Below are 22,382 nucleotides of genomic sequence, written 5' to 3'. Positions count from 1 at the left end.
TCATGCTCCTGTCCCCCAACGCCATGGGTCGCCCGCTGCGCACGGGCCTGTACCTGACCACCGGGATCATCGCCGCCTTCCTGCTGCTGCCGGTGGTGTTCATCGTCCTGCTGTCGTTCGGCTCCTCTCAGTGGCTGGTGTTCCCGCCTCCCGGCTGGACCTTCAAATGGTACGACCAGTTCTTCTCCAACCCCGAGTGGATGGACGCCGCGCTGGCCAGCCTCAAGGTTGCCGTACTGACCACCTTCGCCGCCGTGGCCCTGGGCCTGCCGACCGCCTTCGCCCTGGTACGCGGGCGCTTTCCCGGACGCGAGCTGCTCTACGGCCTGTTCACCATGCCGATGATCGTGCCCCTGGTGATCATCGCGGTCGCGGTCTACGCGCTGTTCCTGAAGCTGGGCTACACCGGCACGCTGTTCGCCTTCGTGGTCAGCCACGTGATCGTCGCCCTGCCCTTTACCATCATCTCGATCATCAACTCGCTGAAGCTGTTCGACCAATCGATCGAGGATGCTGCGGTGATCTGCGGCGCTTCGCGGCTGCAGGCGATCGTCAAGGTGACTTTCCCGGCCATCCGCCCGGGCATGATCGCCGGCGGCCTGTTCGCCTTCCTGGTCTCGTGGGATGAGGTGGTGCTCAGCGTGATGATGGCCAGCCCCGACCTGCAGACCCTGCCGGTGAAGATGTGGACCACCCTGCGCCAGGACCTGAGCCCGGTGATCGCCGTGGCCTCGACGCTGCTGATCGGCCTGTCGATCCTGGTCATGTTCATCGCCAGCGCCCTGCGCCGTCGCAACGAAACCAACGCCTGAGTGCCGGAGACAACAATAATGAGTGCAGTCATCAAAGAAGCCGCGCACGGCAAGACCCTGGTCACCCTGCGCAACCTGAACAAGCACTACGGCGACTTCGCCGCGGTCGACAACATCAGCCTGGACATTCAGGACGGCGAATTCCTCACCTTCCTCGGCTCCAGCGGCTCGGGCAAGTCCACCACCCTGTCGATGCTGGCCGGCTTCGAGACCCCCAGCAGCGGCGAGATTCTGGTCGAAGGCCGCTCGCTGGTGAACGTGCCGCCGCACAAGCGCGACATCGGCATGGTGTTCCAACGCTACTCGCTGTTCCCGCACCTGAGCGTGCGCGACAACATCGCCTTCCCACTGGCCATCCGCAAGCTGGGCAGCGCCGAGATCGCCAAGCGCGTCGACGCCATGCTCAAGCTGGTGCAACTGGAAACCTTCGCACACCGGCGCCCGGCCCAGCTCTCCGGCGGCCAGCAACAGCGCGTGGCGATCGCCCGGGCGCTGGTGTACGAGCCGCGCATCCTGCTGATGGACGAGCCCCTCGGTGCCCTGGACAAAAAGCTGCGCGAAGATCTGCAGGACGAGTTGCGCCAGTTGCACCGGCGCCTGGGCATCACCATCGTCTACGTCACTCATGACCAGGAAGAAGCGATGCGCCTGTCCCAGCGCATCGCTATCTTCAGCCACGGCAAGATCGTCGGCCTGGGCAGCGGTTACGACCTCTACCAGAACCCACCCAACGCCTTCGTCGCCTCGTTCCTGGGTAACTCCAACTTCCTGCGGGTCACGGCCAGCAGCCATGGCGCGGCGGCGTTCGAGGGCCAGTCGCTGGCCATTCGCCTGACCTCAGGGCTGGCCGCGGGCCAGGATGCACTGATCATGGTCCGCCCGGAAAAGGCCCTGGCGCTGAGCACCGAGCAGGCGACCCGCGAGCCGCTGCCCGCTGGCTGGAACGAGGTGAACGCCAAGGTCGGCGAAGTCTTGTTCCTTGGCGAAAGCCAGACCTGCCAAGTGGTGACGGCAGGGGGTACAGAAATGACGGTCAAGGCGCTGTCGGCGGCGGGCATGCCGATGCAGCCGGGCGATACGGTCAAGGTACGCTGGGCGGTGGCCGATGCCTGCGTGTACACCGAGTGGGCCGAGAGTGACCTGAGCAAGGCTGCCGGCGCACACTGACAGGCCTCTTCGCAGCAAGCCCGCTCTCTGTAGGAGCGAGCTTGCTCGCGAAGAGAGCGACACCAACCTGCGCCATCACCCCGGCAACCGATACCGCTCGGCAAAGAACTGCCGGCCTCCAGCGGTGGCAGCCACGTCATCGTGCAGATGCAAGGTGCCGACGGGCGCCAGTTCAGCAATGCCTACTCACTGATGAGCGATCCGCAGCGCACGGCTGGTGCTGAACCTGCAAGGCACGCCACCCGGCAGCTCGGCACCGCGGCCTCACCCGCGGTGCAGTACCATGTAGACGTCCTTCCTGCGTCGACATGCCCATGACCCATCCCGCCAGCTTCCCGGATACCCCCCACGTCTGCCACGACCTGCCGCGTCGGGTGCTGTTCCTGGCCTACCCGCAAATGGGCCTGCTTGACCTGACGGGCGCACAGACCGTGTTCTGGGCGGCGACCAAGGCCCGCAACGAGCGAGGACTGCCAGGCTATGAAGTGCGTACGGCAAGTCTTGGCGGCGGACTGATCACCACAGCCGAGGGCCTGGCGGTGGCCAGCGAATGCCTGCAAGTCCTGCTCGATCAAGCGTTGGACACGCTGGTAGTGCCCGGTGCTCCGCTGATGATCGGGCTGCTACCCGACCAGGGCGAGTTGATCGAAGCCCTGCGACACGCCAGCCACAAGGCACGACGCACTGCATCAGTGTGCAGCGGCACCTTCCTGCTCGCCGCAGCCGGTTTACTGCAGGGGCGTCGTGCCGCCACCCACTGGGCGATGTGCGACGACCTGCAGCGGCTGTTCCCTGAGGTGCAGGTCGATGCCGAGTCGATCTTCGTCGAACAGGAGCATGTGTGGACCTCGGCCGGCGTCAGCGCTGGCATCGACCTGGCACTGGCCCTGGTCGAGGCCGACTGTGGCCGAGAGGTCGCCATGCAGGTGGCACGGGAACTGGTGGTGTTCCTCAAGCGGCCCGGTGGCCAGACCCAGTTCAGCCAACTGCTCAAGGTCCAGGGCGAAGACAGCGGCGCCTTCGAAGCCTTGCACCTATGGCTCAACGACAACCTGGGCGACCCGCGCCTGAGCGTCGAACGCCTGGCGGAGCAGGCGAACATGAGCCTGCGCAACTTCACCCGGGTGTACAAGCAGAAGACCGGGCGAACTCCCGCCAAGACCCTCGAGCTGTTTCGCGTGGAAGCCGCGCGCCGCCTGCTGGAGAACTCGGCGCAGCGGATCGAGCAGATCGCCCGCCTGTGCGGCTTCGGTAACGAAGAAAGGCTGCGCCTGGCGTTTCAGCGCCACCTGCAGGTCAGCCCGCGCGACTATCGCGCCCGTTTCGCACGTAGCGTGCCCCTGGCCGAAATCCAGGGATCTTTGACCTAGGGCCTGCCCGGCAGCGCACGTAGCATCGCCGTGACAGATCGAGCCTTGCGGCTACGCCTGTCGGGCCACGGCCGTGCGCCGACGGGAAGCCTTATCATCGACTTCGGCCAGTCAGGCGAACCGCACTGCGCCGCCAGCCGTTCGAGCGACTCTTCCTGCGTCATCGCGTGCCGTGCCCGTTTCCGACAACACCCATAATTTGCGGTATCCGGAATTTTCCAGGAGCACAACGATGAAACAGATCCTGATCCTCGGCGCAGGCTTTGCCGGCCTCTGGAGCGCCCTGGGCGCTGCGCGTCAGCTCGACCTGCAAGGACGCGACGACGTCCAGATCACGGTGCTCGCACCACAGGCCGAGCTGCACATCCGCCCACGCTTCTACGAGTCTGACGTTCACCAGATGGCTGCCCCGTTGCAGGCGCTGTTCGACGCAGTAAAGGTGCGCTTCGTACAAGGCACGGCCCACCACATCGACGAGGCAGGCCAGCGCGTCGGCTATCGCAGCGCAGATGGCAGCGAGGCGACCCTGGCCTACGACCGGCTGATCATGGCGTGCGGCAGCATCCTCAATCGTCCGGCGCTTGCGGGTATCGAGCGGGTCTTCGATGTCGACAAGATCGACAGCGCCACACGCCTGGAAGAGCATCTCAAGTCGTTGCCTGCCCAACCCGATACACCGGCGCGCAATACCGTGGTGGTTGCCGGTGGAGGCTTTACCGGTATAGAGACGGCCACCGAACTGCCCGCACGGCTGCGCAAGATCCTCGGCGACCAGGTCAAGCATCGCGTGGTCGTGGTCGATCGCGGTGCACGAATCGGTGCTGCGCTGGGCGATGGCATCAGCCCGGCGATCGTCCAGGCATCGCAAGCGTTGGGCGTGGAGTGGATCTGCGGCGCATCAGTAACCGCAGTGGACGCCGCCGGCGTCACGCTGGACAACGGGCAGCGCATCGAGGCAAATACCGTGATCTGGACCGTCGGCTTCGTGGCCAACCCACTTACCGCACAGGTCAGCGGCGAGCACGACCTTCAGGGCCGTCTGCATGTGGACGGCACCCTCAAGGTCAAGGGTAATGCGGCGGTCTACGCGGCAGGTGACGTCGCCTATACCGCCTGCGACGAGGTGGGCAATTTCGCGGTGATGTCGTGCCAGCACGCCATCCCGCTGGGGCGCTACGCCGGCAACAACGCCGCCGCCGAGTTGATCGGCGTGGCGCCGATGACCTACAGCCAGCCCAAGTACGTGACCTGCCTGGACCTCGGTGCGTGGGGCGCGGTGTACACCGAAGGCTGGGACCGCAAGGTCAGCCCGCCGGAAGACAAGCACGAGGCCAAGGCACTCAAGAGCCAGATCAACAGCATCTGGATCTACCCACCTGCGGCCGAACGCGCGGCCGCCCTCGCCGCAGCCGACCCCTTGATCCCTGTGGCCTGATGCAGCCCGCTGCGCGTCTGCAAGCCGCTGGCAGACGCGCAGCGGTTATAACCCCTGCGCAATACTTCACTTCCCTTGACCACTTCTCCTGCCCTAGTCTTGGCCAATCGCACCCTGATCGCATCAGGCGATCGCAATGGGATCGAAGACCATCAGGAGATTTAATCGGATGAGCAGCAGCCCCTACGTCCCACCGAAGGTCTGGAAAAACGACGCCGCAGCCAGCGGCCAGTTCGCCAGCATCAACCGCCCGATCGCCGGCCCCACCCACGACAAGAACCTGCCCGTCGGCAAGCATCCCCTGCAACTCTACTCGCTGGCCACGCCCAACGGCGTCAAGGTCACGGTCCTGCTCGAAGAGCTGCTGGCCCTGGGGCACAGCGGCGCTGAATACGACGCCTGGCTGATCCGCATTGGTGATGGCGACCAGTTCTCCAGCGGCTTCGTCGAGGTCAATCCGAATTCCAAGATCCCGGCCCTGCTCGACCGCAGTGTCGAACCGCCAGTGCGGGTGTTCGAGTCCGGTTCGATCCTGCTACACCTGGCGGAAAAGTTCGGTGCCTTCCTGCCGAAAGACCCAGCCGCCCGCGTCGAAAGCCTGAACTGGCTGTTCTGGCAGATGGGCTCGGCGCCTTACCTGGGCGGTGGTTTCGGCCACTTCTATGTGTATGCGCCGGAGAAGATCGAGTACGCCATCAACCGCTTCACCATGGAAGCCAAGCGTCAGCTCGACGTGCTCGAGCGACGCCTGGGGGTGAGCCGTTACCTGGGTGGCGACGAGTACAGCATCGCCGACATCGCCGTATGGCCGTGGTACGGGCAGCTGGTGCGCGGCAACCTGTACGGCGCGGCCGAATTCCTGGCGGTGGACGAATATCCGCACGTGCAGCGCTGGGCCGAAGAGATCGCCCAGCGCCCGGCCGTGCAGCGCGGCACGCGGGTCAACCGCACCTGGGGCGATGAGGCCAGCCAGGTGCCGGAGCGGCATTCAGCGGCCGACCTGGATTGAGCTCGACGTCGCGGCGCCCGCTTCGCGGGCGCCCGGCTCAACGCACCAGGTGCAGGAAGTGCAGGTGCCGTTCGAAGTGGTCGAGAATGTCGCCGATCACTTCGTCCTTCGACCAGCCCATCACATCGTGGTCCTGGCCACCTTCACGCAAATGCACTTCGGCACGGAAGTACTTGCGCTCCTCCCCGGCGGCATCGCTCAGGACGAAGCTGGGCATGGCATAGGCGCGTGGACGAATCTCGTAGACGAACACCTCATCGCTCGGCCCTACCTTGAGCGTCACTCGGCCACCCTCGCCTTCCTCGACACTGCATTCATACCCCTGGCGACGCCACTCCTCGGCCACCGATTGGCAGGCCGGCAGCGCTACGTCAGCGATGAAGCGCTGCACATGTGAACGGCGCGGGAACATCGCCAGGGTGCGCAGACGTCGCTGCCAGTTGCCCGCAGCACGCGAAGCGGTCGGCGAGATAGCCAGCGCCTGGTAGCGCAGGTCACGCTTGGTGGCGTCGAGTTTGAGCGCCTTGAGCAGCCCGCGCATGCTCAGTAGCAACGCCAGGGTAAACGGCAGCGCACTGGCGATGGTCGCGGTCTGCAGCGCCTTGAGGCCGTCGGCCAGCAGCAGTGCGATGGCGACGATGCCCATGCTCGAGGCCCAGAAGATCCTCTGGCGGATCGGTGTGCCCTCCTTGCCGCCGGAGGCCAGCATGTCCACCACCATCGCGCCGGTATCGGCCGAGGTGACGAAGAACACCACCACCATCACCACCGCCAGGGTGCTGATGATGCTGGCGAAGGGGAAATGCTCGAGGAAGGCGAACAGTGCAAGCGACGTATCCTGCTCCACCGCCGCGGCCAGGTCGGTCAACCCCTCGTCAAGGATCATGTGGATCGCTGTATTGCCGAACACCGTCATCCACAGCAGGGTGAACGCAGTCGGCACCAGCAGCACGCCGGTAACGAATTCACGGATGGTGCGCCCGCGCGAGATGCGCGCGATGAACAGCCCGACGAAGGGCGACCAGGCCAGCCACCAGCCCCAATAGAACAGGGTCCAGCCACCAATCCAGTCGGTGGGCTGGTAGGCATAGAGGTTGAGGGTACGGCTGACGATCTCGCTCAGGTAGCCGCCGGTGTTCTGCACGAAGGTCTGCAGGATCAGTACGGTGGGGCCCAGCAGCATGACCATCAGCAACAGCAGCACGGCCAGGCCCAGGTTGAGTTCGGAGAGGCGACGAATGCCCTTGTCCAGCCCGGACATCACCGAAAGGGTGGCCAGGAAGGTGGTGCCGATGATCAGCGCGATCTGGATAGGAGTGGATACCGGCACGCCGAACAGCGCATTGAGCCCGGTGTTGATCTGCGACACGCCAAAGCCCAGTGAGGTGGCCACGCCGAACACCGTGCCGATGATCGCGAAGATGTCCACGGCATGCCCCAGGGGGCCGTGGATACGCTCGCCGATCAACGGGTAGAGTGCCGAGCGCAGAGTGAGTGGCAGGCCATGACGGTAGCTGAAGTAGGCCAGGATCAGCGCGACGATGGCGTAGATCGCCCAGGCATGCAGGCCCCAGTGGAAGAAGGTAATGCGCATCGCCTCACCCGCAGCCAGCACCGTCCCGCCCTCGCCAATGGGCGGTTTGAGAAAGTGCATGACCGGCTCGGCGACACCGAAGAACATTAGGCCGATGCCCATGCCTGCGGAGAACAGCATGGCGAACCAGGTGGCGTTGTTGTAGTCGGGGGTGCTGTGGTCGGGGCCGAGCTTGATATCGCCATAGCGGCTGACACCCAGAAACACCACGGTGCCGAGAATCAGCGCCACCCCGAGAATGTAGAACCAGCTGACATTGCCGATGATCCAGCCCTGGATATGTGCGAACAACGCCTGGGCATGGGCCTGGAACACACTGGCGTACAGCACCAGGATCAGCAGCAGGATCGCGGAAATCCAGAAAACCGGTGGATTGATGGTGGGCTTGCGAGGTTGTTCGGGCGAACTTGCCATGTACGGGTAATCTCCATCAGGGCGCTTAATGCGCACGGTTAGCTACGACAAACGGTAGACGCTGATGGTTTTGCCCGTCGTGACATATCGGATGTTTCTGAATCTTTCAGAACATGCCCCCACGCCGCACGCCCGCCTGCCGGCACATGCCGTGCTGCAAACAGGTTTTTCCCTGGTGCAAACCTGCGCCCGCGCAGGGCTTCTTGTACACTCGCCTGCATAAAATCCACCTGTACATTTTGGTGACAGCATGATCGAGGTAACCGAGGTTTCCATTGCCGAGCTGCGCAACGCGCTCGAGTCCGGCCGCACGACGGCGGTCGAACTGGTCAAGGCCTACCTGGCCCGCATCGACGCCTACGATGGAGCCGACACCGCCACCGCGCTGAACGCCGTCGTGGTGCGCAACCCCGAAGCGCTCAAGGAGGCCGAGGCCTCCGACGCCCGCCGCGCTGCCGGCACCACCCTGGGCCCGCTGGACGGCATCCCCTACACCGCCAAGGACAGCTACCTGGTCAAGGGCCTGACCGCCGCCTCCGGCAGCCCGGCATTCGAGCACCTGGTCGCCCAGCGCGATGCCTTCACCGTCGAGCGCCTGCGCGCTGGCGGCGCGATCTGCCTGGGCAAGACCAATATGCCGCCCATGGCCAACGGCGGCATGCAGCGGGGCGTCTACGGCCGCGCCGAAAGCCCGTACAACGCCGCCTACCTCACCGCGCCCTTCGCCTCCGGTTCCTCCAACGGCGCCGGTACCGCCACTGCGGCGAGCTACAGCGCCTTCGGCCTGGCCGAGGAAACCTGGTCCAGCGGTCGTGGACCTGCTTCGAACAACGGCCTGTGCGCCTACACCCCGTCGCGTGGGGTGATCTCGGTGCGCGGCAACTGGCCGCTCACGCCAACCATGGATGTGGTCGTGCCGTACGCACGGACCATGGCCGACCTGCTGGAAATTCTCGACGTGGTGGTGGCCGACGACGCCGACACCCGTGGCGACCTGTGGCGCATGCAACCCTGGGTGCCGATCCCGGCAGCCTCGAGCGTGCGCCCGGCCAGTTACCTCGACCTCGCCGTCGGCGCCGGCGCGCTCAAGGGCAAGCGCTTTGCCGTACCGCGCATGTACATCAATGCCGACGCCGAGGCCGGCACGTCGGAAAAACCAGGCATCGGTGGCCCGACCGGACAGCGCATCAACACCCGCGCCAGCGTCATCGACCTCTGGGAGCAAGCCCGCAAGGCGCTGGAGGCGGCAGGCGCCGAAGTGGTGGAAACCGACTTCCCGCTGGTCTCCAACTGCGAGGGGGATCGCCCGGGCGCACCGACCGTGTACAACCGCGGCATCGTCAGCAAGGAATTCCTGCATGACGAGCTGTGGGAGTTGTCCGGCTGGGCCTTCGACGATTTCCTGCGCGCCAACGACGACCCCAAGCTCAACCGCCTGGCTGACGTCGACGGGCCGAAGATCTTCCCGCACGATCCGGGCACCCTGCCCAACCGCGAGGACGACCTAGCAGCCGGCATGGACGAATACGTCAACATGGCCAAGCGTGGCCTCAAGTCCTGGGACCAGATCGCGACTGTCCCGGATGGCCTGCGCGGCCTGGAGCAGACGCGCAAGATGGACCTGGAAGACTGGATGGACGAGCACAAGCTGGACGCAGTGCTGTTCCCCACCGTCGCCGATGTCGGCCCGGCCGATGCCGATATCAACCCGGCCTCGGCAGACATCGCCTGGAGCAACGGGATCTGGGTCGCCAATGGCAACCTGGCGATCCGTCACCTGGGTGTGCCGACAGTGACCGTGCCGATGGGCGTGATGGCCGACATCGGCATGCCGGTGGGCCTGACCTTCGCTGGGCGAGCCTATGACGACAATGCCCTGCTGCGCTTTGCCGCAGGTTTCGAAGCCACTGGCTCGCGCCGGGTGATTCCACCGCGCACTCCGGCGCTAGGTTAAAGGCTCGAAGGCAATCCACACTCGCCAGATTCAACTATTTGTGTAAAATTCAACACACTTAAGAATCTGGCGATTCCCCATGCCCTCGCTTCCCCTCCAGCAAGAACGCCATCTCACCCTCACCGTCCTCAAGGCGGCACTTCAGGCCTTGGGCAGCGTTGCGCCGCGCAACCTGGAAATCCTCCTGCACGACCTGGACAATCCCGAGCACTCGGTGATCGCCATCGTCAACGGCCATCTTTCGGGCCGTCGAGTGGGCAGCCCGATCCTCGCCGCACCAGAACAGGACCAAGGCTTCAAGGCACTGATGCACGCCGGCCGTACTCAGGACGGCTGCGAGCCGGTGGTGCTGCCGGACTACCCCACCACCCTCAAGGGACGCACGCTGCGCAGTGCCACGGCAATCTTTCGTGACAGCAGCGGCCACCCGTTCGCAAGCCTGTGCGTGAACACCGACATCACCGGCCTCGATGCGGCCATGGCCTTCCTCCAGCACTTTCAGCCGTTCGGCGCCCTCCCAGACACATCCCCGCCCCGCGAGGCGGCCGACATGACGCTGCTGATGAGCGAGATCATTCAGGACTCGCTGCAGCGCTCGGGCCGGGGGCGGATGAACAAGCAAGCCAAGGTCGAGGCTGTGCGGGTGATGCAGGAACGCGGCTTGTTCATCGTCAAAGGTGGCGTCGAGAAGGCGGCCGACGCTCTGGGCGTGACCCGCTACACCATCTACAACTACCTGGAGCAGCTGCGCGGCGATGCCACGCCGGCTGCCCGCGAACGCTGAATGCGGAGCCCCACCATGACCTTGCATGTCCAGACCCCTCTGATCGAATCCCGCCCGCTGTCACTGGCCGCCGGCCCTACCCTGTGGCTCAAGCTCGAGGCCCTGCAGCCCTCGGGCTCGTTCAAGCTGCGCGGCGTGGGCCACGCCTGCGAAGTGCACCATGCGCGTGGCGCCCGGCACTTCGTGTCGTCGTCCGGTGGCAACGCCGGCCTCGCCGTGGCCTATGCCGGGCGCAAGCTCGGCGTGCCGGTGACCGTGGTGGTGCCGGAAACCACCAGCGCGCGCGCCATCGAACTGCTGAAGCTCGAAGACGCCCAGGTCGTGGTCAAAGGTAGTTCGTGGCAAGAAGCCAACCAGCATGCGCAAGGCTTGCTGGGCGCGGGTGATGCGTTCATCCATCCGTTCGACGACCCGCTGCTGTGGACCGGACATGCCAGCATGATCGACGAAGTCGCCCAGGCCGGGCTCAAACCCGATGCCGTGGTGCTGTCGGTCGGCGGCGGCGGTTTGCTCAGTGGCGTGGTCGAAGGGCTCAAGCGCAATGGCTGGCACGACGTGCCCGTTCTGGCGGTGGAAACCGAAGGCGCCGCATCACTGCATGCCGCCATCACCGCGGGCCATCCGGTGGAACTGCCGGCCATCAACTCCGTGGCCACCTCGCTGGGCGCCAAGCGTGTGGCGGACCAGGCACTGGCCTGCGCGCAGCACCATCCGTTGCACAGCGAACAGGTATCCGATCGTGCGGCGCTCCAGGCCTGCGAGCGCTTTCTGCACGATCACCGGATCCTGGTAGAGCCTGCCTGCGGGGCAGCGTTGGCCCTGGCCTACGCACCTGGGCGGCTGGCGCACTACAACAAGGTGCTGATGATCGTCTGCGGTGGCGCCACCGCCACGCTGGAGCAGATTCACGACTGGCTGGCAGCCTGAAGAAGGCCTGTGACTGCAAAACAAGGCCACTCCTGCAAGATCTGCAGGAGTGGCCGGTTCTTCAGGCGTGATTGATATCCCGGTCCTTGGTCTCAGGCAGGAAGAAGATACCCAGCACCGCAGTCATCACCGCGATGACGATCGGGTACCACAGCCCATAGTAGATATCCCCGGTGGCCGCCACCATGGCAAAGGCCACTGTCGGCAGGAAACCGCCGAACCAGCCATTGCCGATGTGGTAAGGCAGCGACATCGAGGTGTAGCGGATACGCGCCGGGAACAGCTCCACCAGCCAGGCAGCGATGGGGCCGTAGACCATGGTCACGTAGATCACCAGGATGGTCAGCAGCAACAGCACCATCGGGTAGTGGATCTTCGCCGGGTCAGCCTTTTCGGGGTAGCCGGCCTCCTTCAGTGCGCCGGTCAGGGTCGCGGTGAACGCATCGCCCTGGGCCTTGAGCTCGGCCGCCGCCAAGCCTGTGCCCTCGAAGCTTGGAATGACCCGTTCGCCGATACGCACCTGCGCCACACTGCCGGGCTCTGCACGTTCGTTTTCATAGGGGGTGGCGCGCTTGGCCAGCAGGCTCTTGGCGATATCGCAGGAACTGGTGAATTTCGCCTTGCCCACGGGATCGAACTGGAACGAGCACTGCGCCGGGTCGGCAATCACCACCACCGGGTTCTGCTCCTGGGCGACGAACACATCCGGGTTGCCGTACTCGGTCAGGCCCTTGAAGATCGGGAAGTAGGTGAGCGCGGCAATGATGCAGCCCGCCATGATGATCTTCTTGCGCCCGATACGATCAGACAGGCTGCCGAACAGGATGAAGAACGGCGTACCGATCAATAGCGAGCCTGCGATCAGCAGGTTGGCGGTCTGAGGGTCGATCTTCAGGGTCTGCAGCAAGAAGAACAGCGCATAGAATTGCCCGGTGTACCACACCACGGCCTGGCCGGCGGTGCCGCCCAGCAGCGACATGAGCACCACCTTGAGGTTATCCCAGCGCGCGAAGGATTCGGTCAGCGGCGCCTTGGACGCCTTGCCCTCGGCCTTCATCTTCAGGAACACCGGCGACTCGTTGAGCTGCATGCGGATGTACACCGAAATCACCAGCAGCAGGATCGAGATCAGGAACGGGATCCGCCAGCCCCAGGCTTCGAACGCTTCGGTGCCCATCACCGTGCGGCAGGTCAGGATCACCAGCAGCGACAGGAACAGGCCCAGTGTCGCGGTGGTCTGGATCCACGAGGTGAAAAAGCCACGCTTGCCGGGCGGTGCATGCTCAGCCACGTAGGTCGCCGCGCCACCGTACTCGCCGCCCAGCGCCAGGCCTTGCAGCAGCCGCAGGGTGATGAGAATGATCGGCGCCGCCACGCCGATGCTGGCGTAGCTGGGCAATATCCCGACCACGGCAGTGGACAGGCCCATGATGATGATGGTGATGAGGAAGGTATGCTTGCGCCCGATCATGTCGCCGAGACGGCCGAACACGATGGCCCCGAACGGCCGCACGGCAAAGCCTGCGGCAAACGCCAGCAAGGCGAAGATAAACGAGGTGGTTTCATTGACGCCGGCGAAGAAGTGCTTGGCGATGATCGCCGCCAGCGAGCCGTAAAGGTAAAAGTCGTACCACTCGAACACGGTGCCCAGGGACGAGGCGAAGATGACCTTGCGCTCCTCCCGACTGATGCCGCGTTGGGGCGCGCTGCCCGTCGATGTGCTGTCGATTGCCGCCATGGGTTGCCTCCGTCGTGTTCTTGTCAGGCCGGAGCACCTCAAAAGAAACAGCATCGCACCCTGGCCCCGGGTCTAAGCAGGACTACGGTTGCGCGAAGCACGACAGGGCAGGCTGCCCAGAATCGCAGCAAGGTACGTTGAAGCATAATCGGGATTGCGCGGATATCCACTGAGAATTGGAGGCTGCCCGGCGATCGAAAGAATCATCCCTGCTGCTGTTGGCCGACAGGTCCTTTCAACTCGACCTGGTTGCCATCGGGGTCATAACAGTACAGCGACAGCCCCTCGCCCTCGGCGCCGTATCGCGACTCCGCAGCCTCGACCACGACCCCGGCAGCACGCAGGTAACGGGTCAACGCCTGCTCGTCGAACGGATCGATACGCAGGCAGAAGTGATGCAGGTTGCGCCCGCTCTCGCCTGCCGCAGCGCCGCCCGGGCGACCGAGCTCACCGTCCAGGCTCACCAGATCGATCATCGCGGTGCCGGTGGCCAGATGGATCATGCCCAGGTCCGGGCGCTCCTTGCTCACCCGGCAGCCGAGTACATCACGGTAAAACGCGACGCTGCGCTGAAGATCGCGCACGCGCAGCACCAGATGATCGATATGGCGAATGGCAAAGGGACGCATGTGGCAGCTCCTGGTCGCAGCTCCGAAAGTGCATCGCAGCACCATAACCGATCCCTCGCAGGCAGGACAATTCGCTATCAGGCGTTAACCATCTACAGACGCGCGCCTCCCTCCAGCTCGTCCAATGGGCGCTTCCACGAAAGGAGCACTCCATGAGCAACCTCACCAACCAACATGAAGCACAGGTCCTGCGCACCTTGCCGAACTGGAGCAAGGACCTTCATCCGAAGCACTTCAGCGCACTGCTGGACACCCAACGCAGCCCTCACCTCTACCCCAGCGGTCACGCGTATGACTGGTACTCCTCGGCACTCCCCGAAGATCAGCAGGCGCTGCGCAATGCACTCGACCAGCGCGCCAAGAGCCTGCGAGCCCTGCAAAACAGCCTCTCGGGGCTGCTGGGCATCAGCGATTTCTGTCGGCCATTGCTGCAAAAGCGCTTCGACAAGGAGCTGCCGGTCAAGGTCGTGAACAAGGAGCAGTCAGTCGACGTCCTGCAGTACTACACTCAAGATTCCAAAGTCGCACAACCAACACGCGGCCAGACGGAAACGGTATACCTACCCTCAGGCCCTCCCGTGTACCGCTCCTTGCTCGCCGCTGCGCTGCACAACTTCAAGAGCGAGCTGGACACGCCTCGTTTCTCCGGTATACGTCTCGCCAAGGACGATGACCGATTCTTTCCAAGCCTTGACCTGAAGAAGTTCATCACTCTAACCCGCGATCTGGACCTGGGTCAGAAGTACCAGGAGCACCTGGCCGCCATCTATGATGGCAGTAATTCCGAGCAGATCAGCCGAGATTCGATCAGCGCACGCCAGGACGAGTTGAGGGTGCAAGCGCGCATCGCCTACCTCAAAGGCGACGTCACTTCCGACACGCTCGCTGCCCTGCATACGCTCTGCGCCGACCTGCCCGCCAGCAAGCAAGCGCCCTATAGCATCAAGTGCCAGTCGCTCAGTGTCTTCGGTTTTGAGCTGTACGAACTCATGCTGATTTCGATTGCGACGCCCAAGGCTACGTGCGTGGTGCTCTACCTCCCTGGGGACAGCACCGAGACGCTGAAAGAATTCAAATCAATGGCCGCCTGCCATATCCACCTGCGCACACGCCTGCTCGATCCAAAGGTCCGCCAGTCCTTCGTCGAATACACTTCGCGCGCCGTGCAGCCTGAACTCAACGGCCGATTGCGCAATGCGCTGTACAGCAACCCGACTGCAGACGACGCAGCGCTGACCGCACGGACGACGGTCAACCTGGACACGAACCTGACGACCCTGCCGTCTAGTCCGTGGAAGGAACTGGAGATACGCCATGTCAGACGTTTGAAGGCCGATGCCCGTGCGATTGTGGTACCGACCGCCGATGTCGATGCCCAAGCCCGCCTGGAGCGCCTCGAATTCTGGGGTGTCATCGGCATGGACATCCTCAACATTGCGGCCGTCTGCATACCGGGGCTCAACCCGGTCATGAGCCTGGTGATCGGTGCGCAGATGATGGGTTCGGTATTCGATGCGCTGCACGCCTGGGAAGAAAATGACAACGCCCAGGCCATCGCACACTTGAAGTCACTGGTAATCAATGCTGGCTTGCTGATTGGCACAGTAGCCGGTGGCGCGGTACTGCAATCGCACTTTGTCGATTCGATGCAAAGCATTAGCGTCAATGGCCAGGAGCGGCTGTGGAGCCCGAACATGGCAGGGTATGCCAGTGACCTGGAACTCCCCTCCGAGCTCGAACCCAATACACAGGGTCAGTATGTCTACCAGGGCAAGACCTATGTCCGCCTGGGCGAAGACCTCTACGAGCAGTTCCAGGACATGGACGGCCAGTGGCACGTTCGCCACCCAAGCGACCCGAACGCCTATAGCCCTGTGCTTGAGCACAATGACGCCGGGGCCTGGCGCGTGGCGCACGAGAATCCCCTGACATGGGACCGTGAGACTCTGCTCCAGCGCCAGGGCTCGGCGGCGCGCAGCCTCAGTGCAGAGCAACGCGACACGGCGCTGCGCAGCACCGGCTTGAGCGCGGACGTTCTACGTCATCAATTGGCAGAGGATGGTCGAACACCTTCACAGTTGTTGGACGCCTTCCAGCGCTTGCGCACCAGCGAAGAGATCTCTGGCCTGACACGCAGCGTTCGCGAAGGAACACGCTTCCCGGCATACAAGAATTTCGCCCTCAATGCCCTGACCCATTTGCCGGAATGGCCGAGCGATCACGTTCTGGAAGTCTTCAAGGGGAGCGAGCGTGCAGGCGAATCCGTCACCTACCCCAGGGCCAGCAGGCCCGGCGATCATGTGGTGCAGCTCAGCAGACAGGAGCTGGAGAATGGCGAACTGGTCAGCAGTGTGCTGGCTCAGATGGATCCCGAACAAGCTGCGCGTCTTGCGCCGGTCGAAGCTGGACAGGCATCCCGGATCCAGGTCTTGCAGGAGCGCCTCGCCAACCAACTCGAAGCCAACCGCCAGTCGATCTTCGACAGCCTACGCGCGCCTGCGGCCGAGCACAGCTCGTTGGCGGCCGAACGCTTGTCGCGGCAGTTTCCCAGCCTGCCGGGCGTGGCGGTGGATGAGATCGTCGAAAATGCCAGCCCGCAAGAGCGCGCGCGGATGAGCAGCCCTGATGGACGCGTCCCACTGCGCGTCGCCGAGGAAGCGCGCCTGATGCAAGCCCGCATTCGCCTGGATCGGGCCATCCTTGGTCTGAAACAGGCCGATCTGGCGACTGCCGATACCGCACTGCTGCGCGAGGGGCTGCAGACACAACCGCCAAAGACCGATGCCGCGCTGTTCGAGCTCGCCACCGCCGACCGAGACAAGGCCCGCCAACTGATCGGCCAGCAACCAGTCAGACCCGGCTTCCGCTCCCCTCTGCGCCTGAGCGACGGTCGGCTGGGCTATCCGCTCAGTGGCCGGGGCGTCTCCAGGGCGCGAGCAAGGCTCGCCAGGCTTTACCGAACACACAACGAAAGTCGGATCGATGACCTGATAGCACCACTAGGCACAGGTCGCGTATTGGAGAACAACATTTCTCGCCTTGAGTACGAGTGGCACACACTCACCCAGGATATCGACCGATGGGTGGACGCTTCACGAAATGCTGGTACGGAGTCCGGCGGAGTAGACGTGGCGCTGATGGACGCTTGGCGAAATCCGCAGGAGCACGAGCTGGAAATCCACAACATTGGCAGCGAGACCCCAACGCTGCCCAAGATTTCGGCGCGCTTCTCGAATGTCCGCACATTGCGCCTCAATCGGTTGGGGTTGAGGGCACTGAACCCCGATCTGCTTACTTGCTTCCCGGCTCTGGAAGAACTTGAAATACTCAACAGTTCGCAGCTCAGCGAATCCTCCCTGGCAACGGCGCTGCGAGCGGCACCAAATCTTCGCAGACTGGTACTCAGAGACACCGGATTGACCAGGCTCAGCCCTCAGATGCAGGAAACCCTGGCCGGCCTGCCCTCTCTGCGAGAGCTCGACCTGGGGCACAATGCACTCACCCTGAGTGCTGCGAACATCGACTTCCTCGCCGCACGCCGCCTGGATACCCTCAGGCTGAACAACAACCGCATCACACTCGATGCTGCCAGTGCCGAGCGTTTCCAGGGGATGATCCACATCCAGCAATTGAACCTGCGAGCCAACCCTCTGGGCGTAGCGCCTGATGTTGGCTACATGGCTCGGCTGTCGCACCTGAACCTGTCGCGCTGCGACCTGGAGCAATGGCCACAGGGGCTGACGACCCTGATGAGCCAAAGGCAGTACCAGCTGCGCCAGCTCGACCTGTCGATGAACCGTATCCACACCCTACCCGACCTTGAAGATATCCTTGCCACGCCTTTCGCCGAGGGTATCAATAGGCGCCAGGCGGGCATGCGCTGGACCTTCAACTACAACGGACTGGAGCCAGAGGTCCGTGCCGGGCTTGCCCGCATTCAACTCGTTGTCCACGAAAACGAAGGCGTGATCGGCCTGACAGAGGCATTCATACAGACCAATGCCACGCCAGAACAACGTCTGCTCTGGGCCAATCTATTCGGAACTGGCGAAAACCAGCCACTGCTGGACAAGCTGGGCTTGTTGCTCGATTCGGCAGACACTCGCCAACAACCTGCTGCCATGCGCAATCGCGTCTGGGCAGTGCTCAAAGCAGCAGGTGAGAGTACCGAGCTGCGTGAAAGGCTCAACGATGTCGCGGAACACTATCCCACCACTTGCGGTGATGCCGGCGCCGACGCATTCAGCGCACTGGAAACGGAGGTCAGCTTGCAGAAGATCAGCAACGGCGACTTCACCCTCAGTGAAAAATGGGCCTTGTTGCGCCAGCGTTACCGGCGAGAGCTGGTCAACAACCTGGCTGATCGCATCGCCCTTGCGCGCACGCTGCGTAAAGTCGGCCTGCAGCGGAGGCTCGAAAACAGTGCGGAGGACATCCCTGCGCTTGATCAGCTGGACGACCCAGACGCCATTCCGGACGATGTGTTGATCGATGGACTGGTCGACGATATAGAGATTCGCCTGGCGTTGCGCCAGGCACTCGCTGAGGACTTGGACTATCCAGAGCCGAGCGAGAACATGCTCTACAGGCCGACTGCCCACCTGTCGTACAAGGTGGAGGCCAACGTAAGCAAGGAAGTGACGCGTCTGGATACAGATCCGGCAGGGCCCCGCCAATGGATCGTCGAACAGCCCACCTGGCAGCTCAGCCTCAGGCGTGCCCATGCCTCACAGTTCGAGGCGGTCACCGAGTTCTGGCGACCCGGGCTTGATTACCTGCAGTACTGCCGCGACTTCGCTTCGCAAGTAAACGGCGAGACCGTCGAGCTCGAGCCCGTCACTTCGTTGTCGACCTCGGTCAGGAAGGCCCTGGAGAAAGCGATCGCTCAAGAGCTGCCCAGCAGTAACGGGAAACTGCAGCCGTTGCTGCTCACCGATGAACAGGACGTGGCGGCATTCAATGCGCTGCGCGATGAGCAGACGAGCGTCGAGCGCGGACTGTTCGAAAGCCTGACCCGGGAAGTCGAAACCGACTGACGCTGTGAATCCTCACTGGCCGCGCAGGTCCTCGAAGTAGACGTGCCGGCCTTGTACCTGGCTGGATGCGCGAGGCAGTGCCGCTGTCTCGCCGCTGACAGCTTCCACATGCCAATAGCAGTGCCTGATCGCCCGCGTCACCCCGACGTAGGCCAGGCGTTGCGCCTCGTCTTTCTGCGCACTGTCGAACGGCTGCGCATCCCCGGTACGCCCCAACCCGGCCATGCGGTAAACCTGATTCTTGTAGGGCGAACTGGTCAGGTATTGGCAATCGCCGAGCATGAACACGGCATCGGCCTGCAGGCCCTTGGCGCTGTGATAGGTGAGCTGACGCAGACGACGCTGCTCAGGCGGCAGGCTCGAATCAGCCCTGACCACAGACTCTATATGATTTGAAATCAGCAGCTTATCGCTACTTTTTCGAAACAACATCATCACTGTCTCGCCACGCTGGTAATGCTCGATCAGGGTTTGCCCGAGTGCGGCCTCATCGCGCTCGAACACCTTGACCGGCGACAACGGCAACGCAGCAGCGCCACCACAGGCCCTGGCCTTCTTGCCGGTGATTGCCGCTGTGCCGCGCACCAGGTGTTCCGCCGCATCGATGATGTGCTGCTGACTCCGGTAGTTCTCGACCAGCATCACCCGGGTATTGGCCGGCGATGGGAAGGTCTTGCCGAACTCCATGAAGTACTTTGGTGAACTACCGCGCCAGCCGTAGATCGATTGCCAGTCATCACCCACGCACATCAACGACGAATGCGCAGCGTTGCGCCCGGCATGCATGCCTGGGCCACGCCTGCGAATCTCACGCAGCGTCGCGCGCAGCCAACTGACGATCTGTGGCGAGACATCCTGGAACTCGTCGATCATCAGATGCGCCAGCGGGCGTAGCAGCGAGTCTGGCAACAGTTGCAGATTCTCGGGGTTGTTCTCGCCGAACAGCGCGAACATGCGGTTATAGGTCATCACCGGCGGGGACTGTCCGAGCAGGTGGGCCTCCAACGCCTTCCAGTACAGGGCCAGGGCTTCGAAGAACGGCGCATCGCTGTCGCCCGGCGCAAAGCTCATGCGAGCAACAGCACTCCCGACCTCCAGCCCCAGGTTCTCGATGAAGCTCGCCGCACCGACGAAGGCATCGAGTAATGGCGTTGGGGCCAGTTCACCCTTGACCTTGAACTCGAACCCAGGCCCCGCCACCGCATCACCCGCCAGCGACGCGGCGAGACGCTTTGCCGAGGTGTAGTTATCCAGCCAAATCAGTGGCTTATCGCAGAAAGCTTGAAACAACGTGCGCTTTACAGCCCACTCGGCACGCACCGACAGCTTGGCGTTGGCACGTTGGTACTGGGCGCTTTCCGACGGGTCGAAGCCCAGTACCACCCAGGCATCGAGCCCTTCAAGACGCCCGTGCACATGGAAGCGCTGGCCACGGATCTGCACCGTTTCCCGACAGGGCTCGATGCCCTTGATCGGCCAGGCGCCCGCAGCGAACCACAGGTCTTCGATGACGTCGCACAACTCTTCGTCGCGCTGGGCCGCCAGTTGCGTTACCTGTACGCGCTTCTGCACATCAGGATGATCCGGATCGAGCGGCTTGAGCTGCAGGGACTCCTGGCGCATCGTCGCGACCAGTTCCGCAAAACGTGGACTGTCACGCAGCAGGTCGCGATAACACAGATTGAGCTGCTGGCGCTGGGCATCGTTCAGGCGCAGATCGAAAGGGTTACCTTCGCTCTCGGCTTCGCTGCCGGCAGGTACATCGTTGCCCAGGGTCTCGAATGCGCGCAGTTGAGAGAACCCCGGCAAGCTGCGCACCAGGGGCAGGATGCGCGAATGGAAGGTGCGCACCAGGTCACGGGCACGGGCCGGCGGCAGGTCGATCTGCCAGAGGGCGAAGACCTGCACCAGCCGTTTCATGAAGTCCTTGCGCGACTCACGAGTGAAGGTGACCACGGTCATGGCGTCCAGCTCGAAGCCCAGATAGTGACGCAGCAGCAGGATACGCAGCACCAGCGAAGTGGACTTGCCGGCGCCGGCCCCCGCCACCACGCAGGTAGACGGCGTATCGCTGAAGATCAGCTTCCATTGCGCGGCACTGGGTTGGGCGTCGGCAGGCAGGCGCTGGCCGACATCGGCCTTGAAGCGTTTCTTCAGCTCTGCTGTCAGCGGCAGGCGCCAGTCGTCGAACAGCTTGTCGTCCTCGCCGGGCACCGCAGCGCCGTCCGGGCGGCTGTCGCGGATCACCAGGACCTGGCGCCCCGCCTCGTACCCTTCGGCGCGGCCACGTTCATAGCCGTCACGCAAGCCATCGGCGTGCCCGCTGCGCTGGCCAGTGGCATGGCCGAGGAACCATGAGTCACGGTGCTGGGCCTGCAGACGGCTCAATCCACGCCCGAGCAGGCGAGCGGCGAAGCGGCGCAACCAAGGCAATTGCGCGGGTGGGGTCAGGTCCAGTGGCGCCGGGGGCTGCTCGAAAGACACGGTCACTCCATTGCTAGTCGAATCAGCGGAACATGTTCCACCGAACCGCTGAAAAGTGCCAGCTAATGCTTGCAGATCATAGGATTAGGCGATGAAACGCAGAAAGCACCACAACCAAAACCATCAATTTATCAGATAAAAACAAGTCGATATTTACGCTTATTTTCGATACTTGAAAGGCGCATCATGGCCCCATTCCCACTTACCGAGGACCTTGATCATGCTGCAACTGCGCCCCTTTGAAAGCCTCGGCCATGCCAACCACGGCTGGCTGGATGCCCATCATCACTTTTCCTTTGCCGAGTACTACGACACCGAGCGTATGCACTGGGGCAACCTGCGCGTATGGAACGACGACCTGATCGCCGCAGGCAGTGGCTTCCCGCCACATCCGCACCGGGACATGGAAATCATCACTTACGTACGCGAAGGTGCAATCAGCCACCAGGACAACCTGGGTAACAAAGGCCGCACCGAAGTCGGTGACGTACAGGTGATGAGTGCGGGTACTGGCATCGTGCACAGCGAGTACAACCTGGAGAAGGTCGACACGCGCATCTTCCAGATCTGGATTGTGCCGGACAAGGTCGGAGACGCACCGTCCTGGGGGACTCGGCCGTTCCCCAAAGGTGAGCGAGGCGAAGGCTTCGTGACGCTGGCCAGCGGTCGTGTCGAGGATCAGGATGCTCTGCGCATCCGTGCCGATGCACGGCTGGTGGCCGCGACCCTGCGTGCCGGCGAGAGCGCCGAGTACCGTTTCGATGCCGGACGACGCGGGTATCTGGTTCCGGCCAAAGGCGTGGTCGAGGCCAATGGCGTGCGCGCCAAAGCCCGGGACGGGATTGCCGTGGAAGGCGAAGAGGTGCTGCGCGTCACGGCGCTCGAGGACAGCGAGATCGTGCTGGTGGATGTGGCCTGAGCCAGATGGCCAAGTCGTACTTTTCGCGGGCTAGCTCGCGAATCGTACGACTTGGGTCTGTATGAAAAGCCTTGAGACGAAGGTCAGGCAAGGCGAAAACTGCCGAGGAA

The 22,382-nt window shown here is 63.4% G+C and carries 14 protein-coding genes; 10 read left to right on the top strand and 4 right to left on the bottom strand.

Annotated elements, in window-relative coordinates:
• Window positions 1-2: 2 nt before the first annotated feature.
• The 5 genes from ACPZMI_RS22690 to yghU all read left to right on the top strand — a co-directional run bounded on the left by ACPZMI_RS22690 (window position 3) and on the right by yghU (window position 5,793).
• Window positions 3-812: an ABC transporter permease gene (locus ACPZMI_RS22690; protein WP_186664240.1), complete on the top strand. Its 810-nt coding sequence runs from the start codon at window positions 3-5 to the stop codon at window positions 810-812.
• 18 nt (window positions 813-830) lie between these two features.
• Window positions 831-1,979 carry an ABC transporter ATP-binding protein gene (locus ACPZMI_RS22685; RefSeq protein WP_186710552.1) on the top strand — a complete coding sequence of 383 codons (1,149 nt, stop codon included), beginning with the start codon at window positions 831-833 and terminating at the stop codon, window positions 1,977-1,979.
• A gap of 314 nt (window positions 1,980-2,293) precedes the next feature.
• Entirely contained in the window at window positions 2,294-3,349 is a 1,056-nt protein-coding gene (locus ACPZMI_RS22680) for a GlxA family transcriptional regulator (protein ID WP_426353125.1), read from the top strand.
• Window positions 3,350-3,581: 232 nt separating this feature from the next.
• Complete coding sequence (locus ACPZMI_RS22675) at window positions 3,582-4,784, top strand: NAD(P)/FAD-dependent oxidoreductase (protein ID WP_426353124.1); 1,203 nt, start codon at window positions 3,582-3,584, stop codon at window positions 4,782-4,784.
• A 169-nt stretch (window positions 4,785-4,953) separates the two neighbouring features.
• Complete coding sequence (yghU, locus tag ACPZMI_RS22670) at window positions 4,954-5,793, top strand: glutathione-dependent disulfide-bond oxidoreductase (RefSeq protein ID WP_426353123.1); 840 nt, start codon at window positions 4,954-4,956, stop codon at window positions 5,791-5,793.
• Between the two features lie 37 nt (window positions 5,794-5,830).
• Here the strand turns inward: yghU and ACPZMI_RS22665 are convergent, their stop codons facing one another.
• Entirely contained in the window at window positions 5,831-7,801 is a 1,971-nt protein-coding gene (locus ACPZMI_RS22665) for a BCCT family transporter (protein WP_426353122.1), read from the bottom strand.
• A gap of 250 nt (window positions 7,802-8,051) precedes the next feature.
• On the opposite strand from ACPZMI_RS22665, the gene ACPZMI_RS22660 reads away from it, so the two are divergent.
• From ACPZMI_RS22660 to ACPZMI_RS22650, 3 genes are all read left to right on the top strand, one after another.
• On the top strand, window positions 8,052-9,755 hold the full coding sequence (locus ACPZMI_RS22660) for an amidase (RefSeq protein ID WP_186664234.1): 1,704 nt from the start codon (window positions 8,052-8,054) through the stop codon (window positions 9,753-9,755).
• Between the two features lie 79 nt (window positions 9,756-9,834).
• Window positions 9,835-10,539 carry a helix-turn-helix transcriptional regulator gene (locus ACPZMI_RS22655; RefSeq protein WP_186664232.1) on the top strand — a complete coding sequence of 235 codons (705 nt, stop codon included), beginning with the start codon at window positions 9,835-9,837 and terminating at the stop codon, window positions 10,537-10,539.
• 15 nt (window positions 10,540-10,554) lie between these two features.
• On the top strand, window positions 10,555-11,466 hold the full coding sequence (locus ACPZMI_RS22650) for a pyridoxal-phosphate dependent enzyme (protein WP_186664230.1): 912 nt from the start codon (window positions 10,555-10,557) through the stop codon (window positions 11,464-11,466).
• Between the two features lie 61 nt (window positions 11,467-11,527).
• Here ACPZMI_RS22650 and ACPZMI_RS22645 read toward each other — a convergent pair whose 3' ends face one another.
• Window positions 11,528-13,204 carry an MFS transporter gene (locus tag ACPZMI_RS22645; RefSeq protein WP_186664228.1) on the bottom strand — a complete coding sequence of 559 codons (1,677 nt, stop codon included), beginning with the start codon at window positions 13,202-13,204 and terminating at the stop codon, window positions 11,528-11,530.
• Window positions 13,205-13,407: 203 nt separating this feature from the next.
• Window positions 13,408-13,833 (bottom strand): VOC family protein, encoded by a 426-nt coding sequence (locus ACPZMI_RS22640; RefSeq protein WP_186710558.1) that lies wholly within the window; start codon window positions 13,831-13,833, stop codon window positions 13,408-13,410.
• Window positions 13,834-13,985: 152 nt separating this feature from the next.
• Between ACPZMI_RS22640 and ACPZMI_RS22635 the strand changes: the two genes are divergently transcribed.
• The gene (locus ACPZMI_RS22635) at window positions 13,986-18,869 is read left to right on the top strand and encodes a dermonecrotic toxin domain-containing protein (RefSeq protein ID WP_426353121.1); all 4,884 of its coding nucleotides are present in this window, start codon (window positions 13,986-13,988) and stop codon (window positions 18,867-18,869) included.
• 12 nt (window positions 18,870-18,881) lie between these two features.
• Here the strand turns inward: ACPZMI_RS22635 and ACPZMI_RS22630 are convergent, their stop codons facing one another.
• Window positions 18,882-21,353 carry a UvrD-helicase domain-containing protein gene (locus ACPZMI_RS22630; RefSeq protein WP_426353120.1) on the bottom strand — a complete coding sequence of 824 codons (2,472 nt, stop codon included), beginning with the start codon at window positions 21,351-21,353 and terminating at the stop codon, window positions 18,882-18,884.
• 220 nt (window positions 21,354-21,573) lie between these two features.
• Here ACPZMI_RS22630 and ACPZMI_RS22625 point away from each other — a divergent pair, with 220 nt between their 5' ends.
• Window positions 21,574-22,272: a pirin family protein gene (locus ACPZMI_RS22625; RefSeq protein ID WP_186664220.1), complete on the top strand. Its 699-nt coding sequence runs from the start codon at window positions 21,574-21,576 to the stop codon at window positions 22,270-22,272.
• The last annotated feature ends 110 nt before the right edge of the window (window positions 22,273-22,382 follow it).

The organism is Pseudomonas wayambapalatensis (genome assembly GCF_049942315.1).
In the GTDB taxonomy this organism is placed as follows: Bacteria; Pseudomonadota; Gammaproteobacteria; order Pseudomonadales; family Pseudomonadaceae; genus Aquipseudomonas; species Aquipseudomonas wayambapalatensis.
This window is presented reverse-complemented; position numbering and strand designations above follow the sequence as displayed.

Excerpts from the sequence above, each read along its gene's own strand:
- yghU (WP_426353123.1), top strand. The coding sequence starts at position 4,954 with ATGAGCAGCAGCCCCTACGTCCCACCGAAGGTCTGGAAAAACGACGCC.
- ACPZMI_RS22645 (WP_186664228.1), bottom strand. The coding sequence starts at position 13,204 with ATGGCGGCAATCGACAGCACATCGACGGGCAGCGCGCCCCAACGCGGC.
- ACPZMI_RS22685 (WP_186710552.1), top strand. The coding sequence starts at position 831 with ATGAGTGCAGTCATCAAAGAAGCCGCGCACGGCAAGACCCTGGTCACC.
- ACPZMI_RS22690 (WP_186664240.1), top strand. The coding sequence starts at position 3 with ATGCTCCTGTCCCCCAACGCCATGGGTCGCCCGCTGCGCACGGGCCTG.
- ACPZMI_RS22680 (WP_426353125.1), top strand. The coding sequence starts at position 2,294 with ATGACCCATCCCGCCAGCTTCCCGGATACCCCCCACGTCTGCCACGAC.
- ACPZMI_RS22635 (WP_426353121.1), top strand. The coding sequence starts at position 13,986 with ATGAGCAACCTCACCAACCAACATGAAGCACAGGTCCTGCGCACCTTG.
- ACPZMI_RS22655 (WP_186664232.1), top strand. The coding sequence starts at position 9,835 with ATGCCCTCGCTTCCCCTCCAGCAAGAACGCCATCTCACCCTCACCGTC.
- ACPZMI_RS22625 (WP_186664220.1), top strand. The coding sequence starts at position 21,574 with ATGCTGCAACTGCGCCCCTTTGAAAGCCTCGGCCATGCCAACCACGGC.
- ACPZMI_RS22660 (WP_186664234.1), top strand. The coding sequence starts at position 8,052 with ATGATCGAGGTAACCGAGGTTTCCATTGCCGAGCTGCGCAACGCGCTC.
- ACPZMI_RS22650 (WP_186664230.1), top strand. The coding sequence starts at position 10,555 with ATGACCTTGCATGTCCAGACCCCTCTGATCGAATCCCGCCCGCTGTCA.
- ACPZMI_RS22675 (WP_426353124.1), top strand. The coding sequence starts at position 3,582 with ATGAAACAGATCCTGATCCTCGGCGCAGGCTTTGCCGGCCTCTGGAGC.
- ACPZMI_RS22640 (WP_186710558.1), bottom strand. The coding sequence starts at position 13,833 with ATGCGTCCCTTTGCCATTCGCCATATCGATCATCTGGTGCTGCGCGTG.
- ACPZMI_RS22665 (WP_426353122.1), bottom strand. The coding sequence starts at position 7,801 with ATGGCAAGTTCGCCCGAACAACCTCGCAAGCCCACCATCAATCCACCG.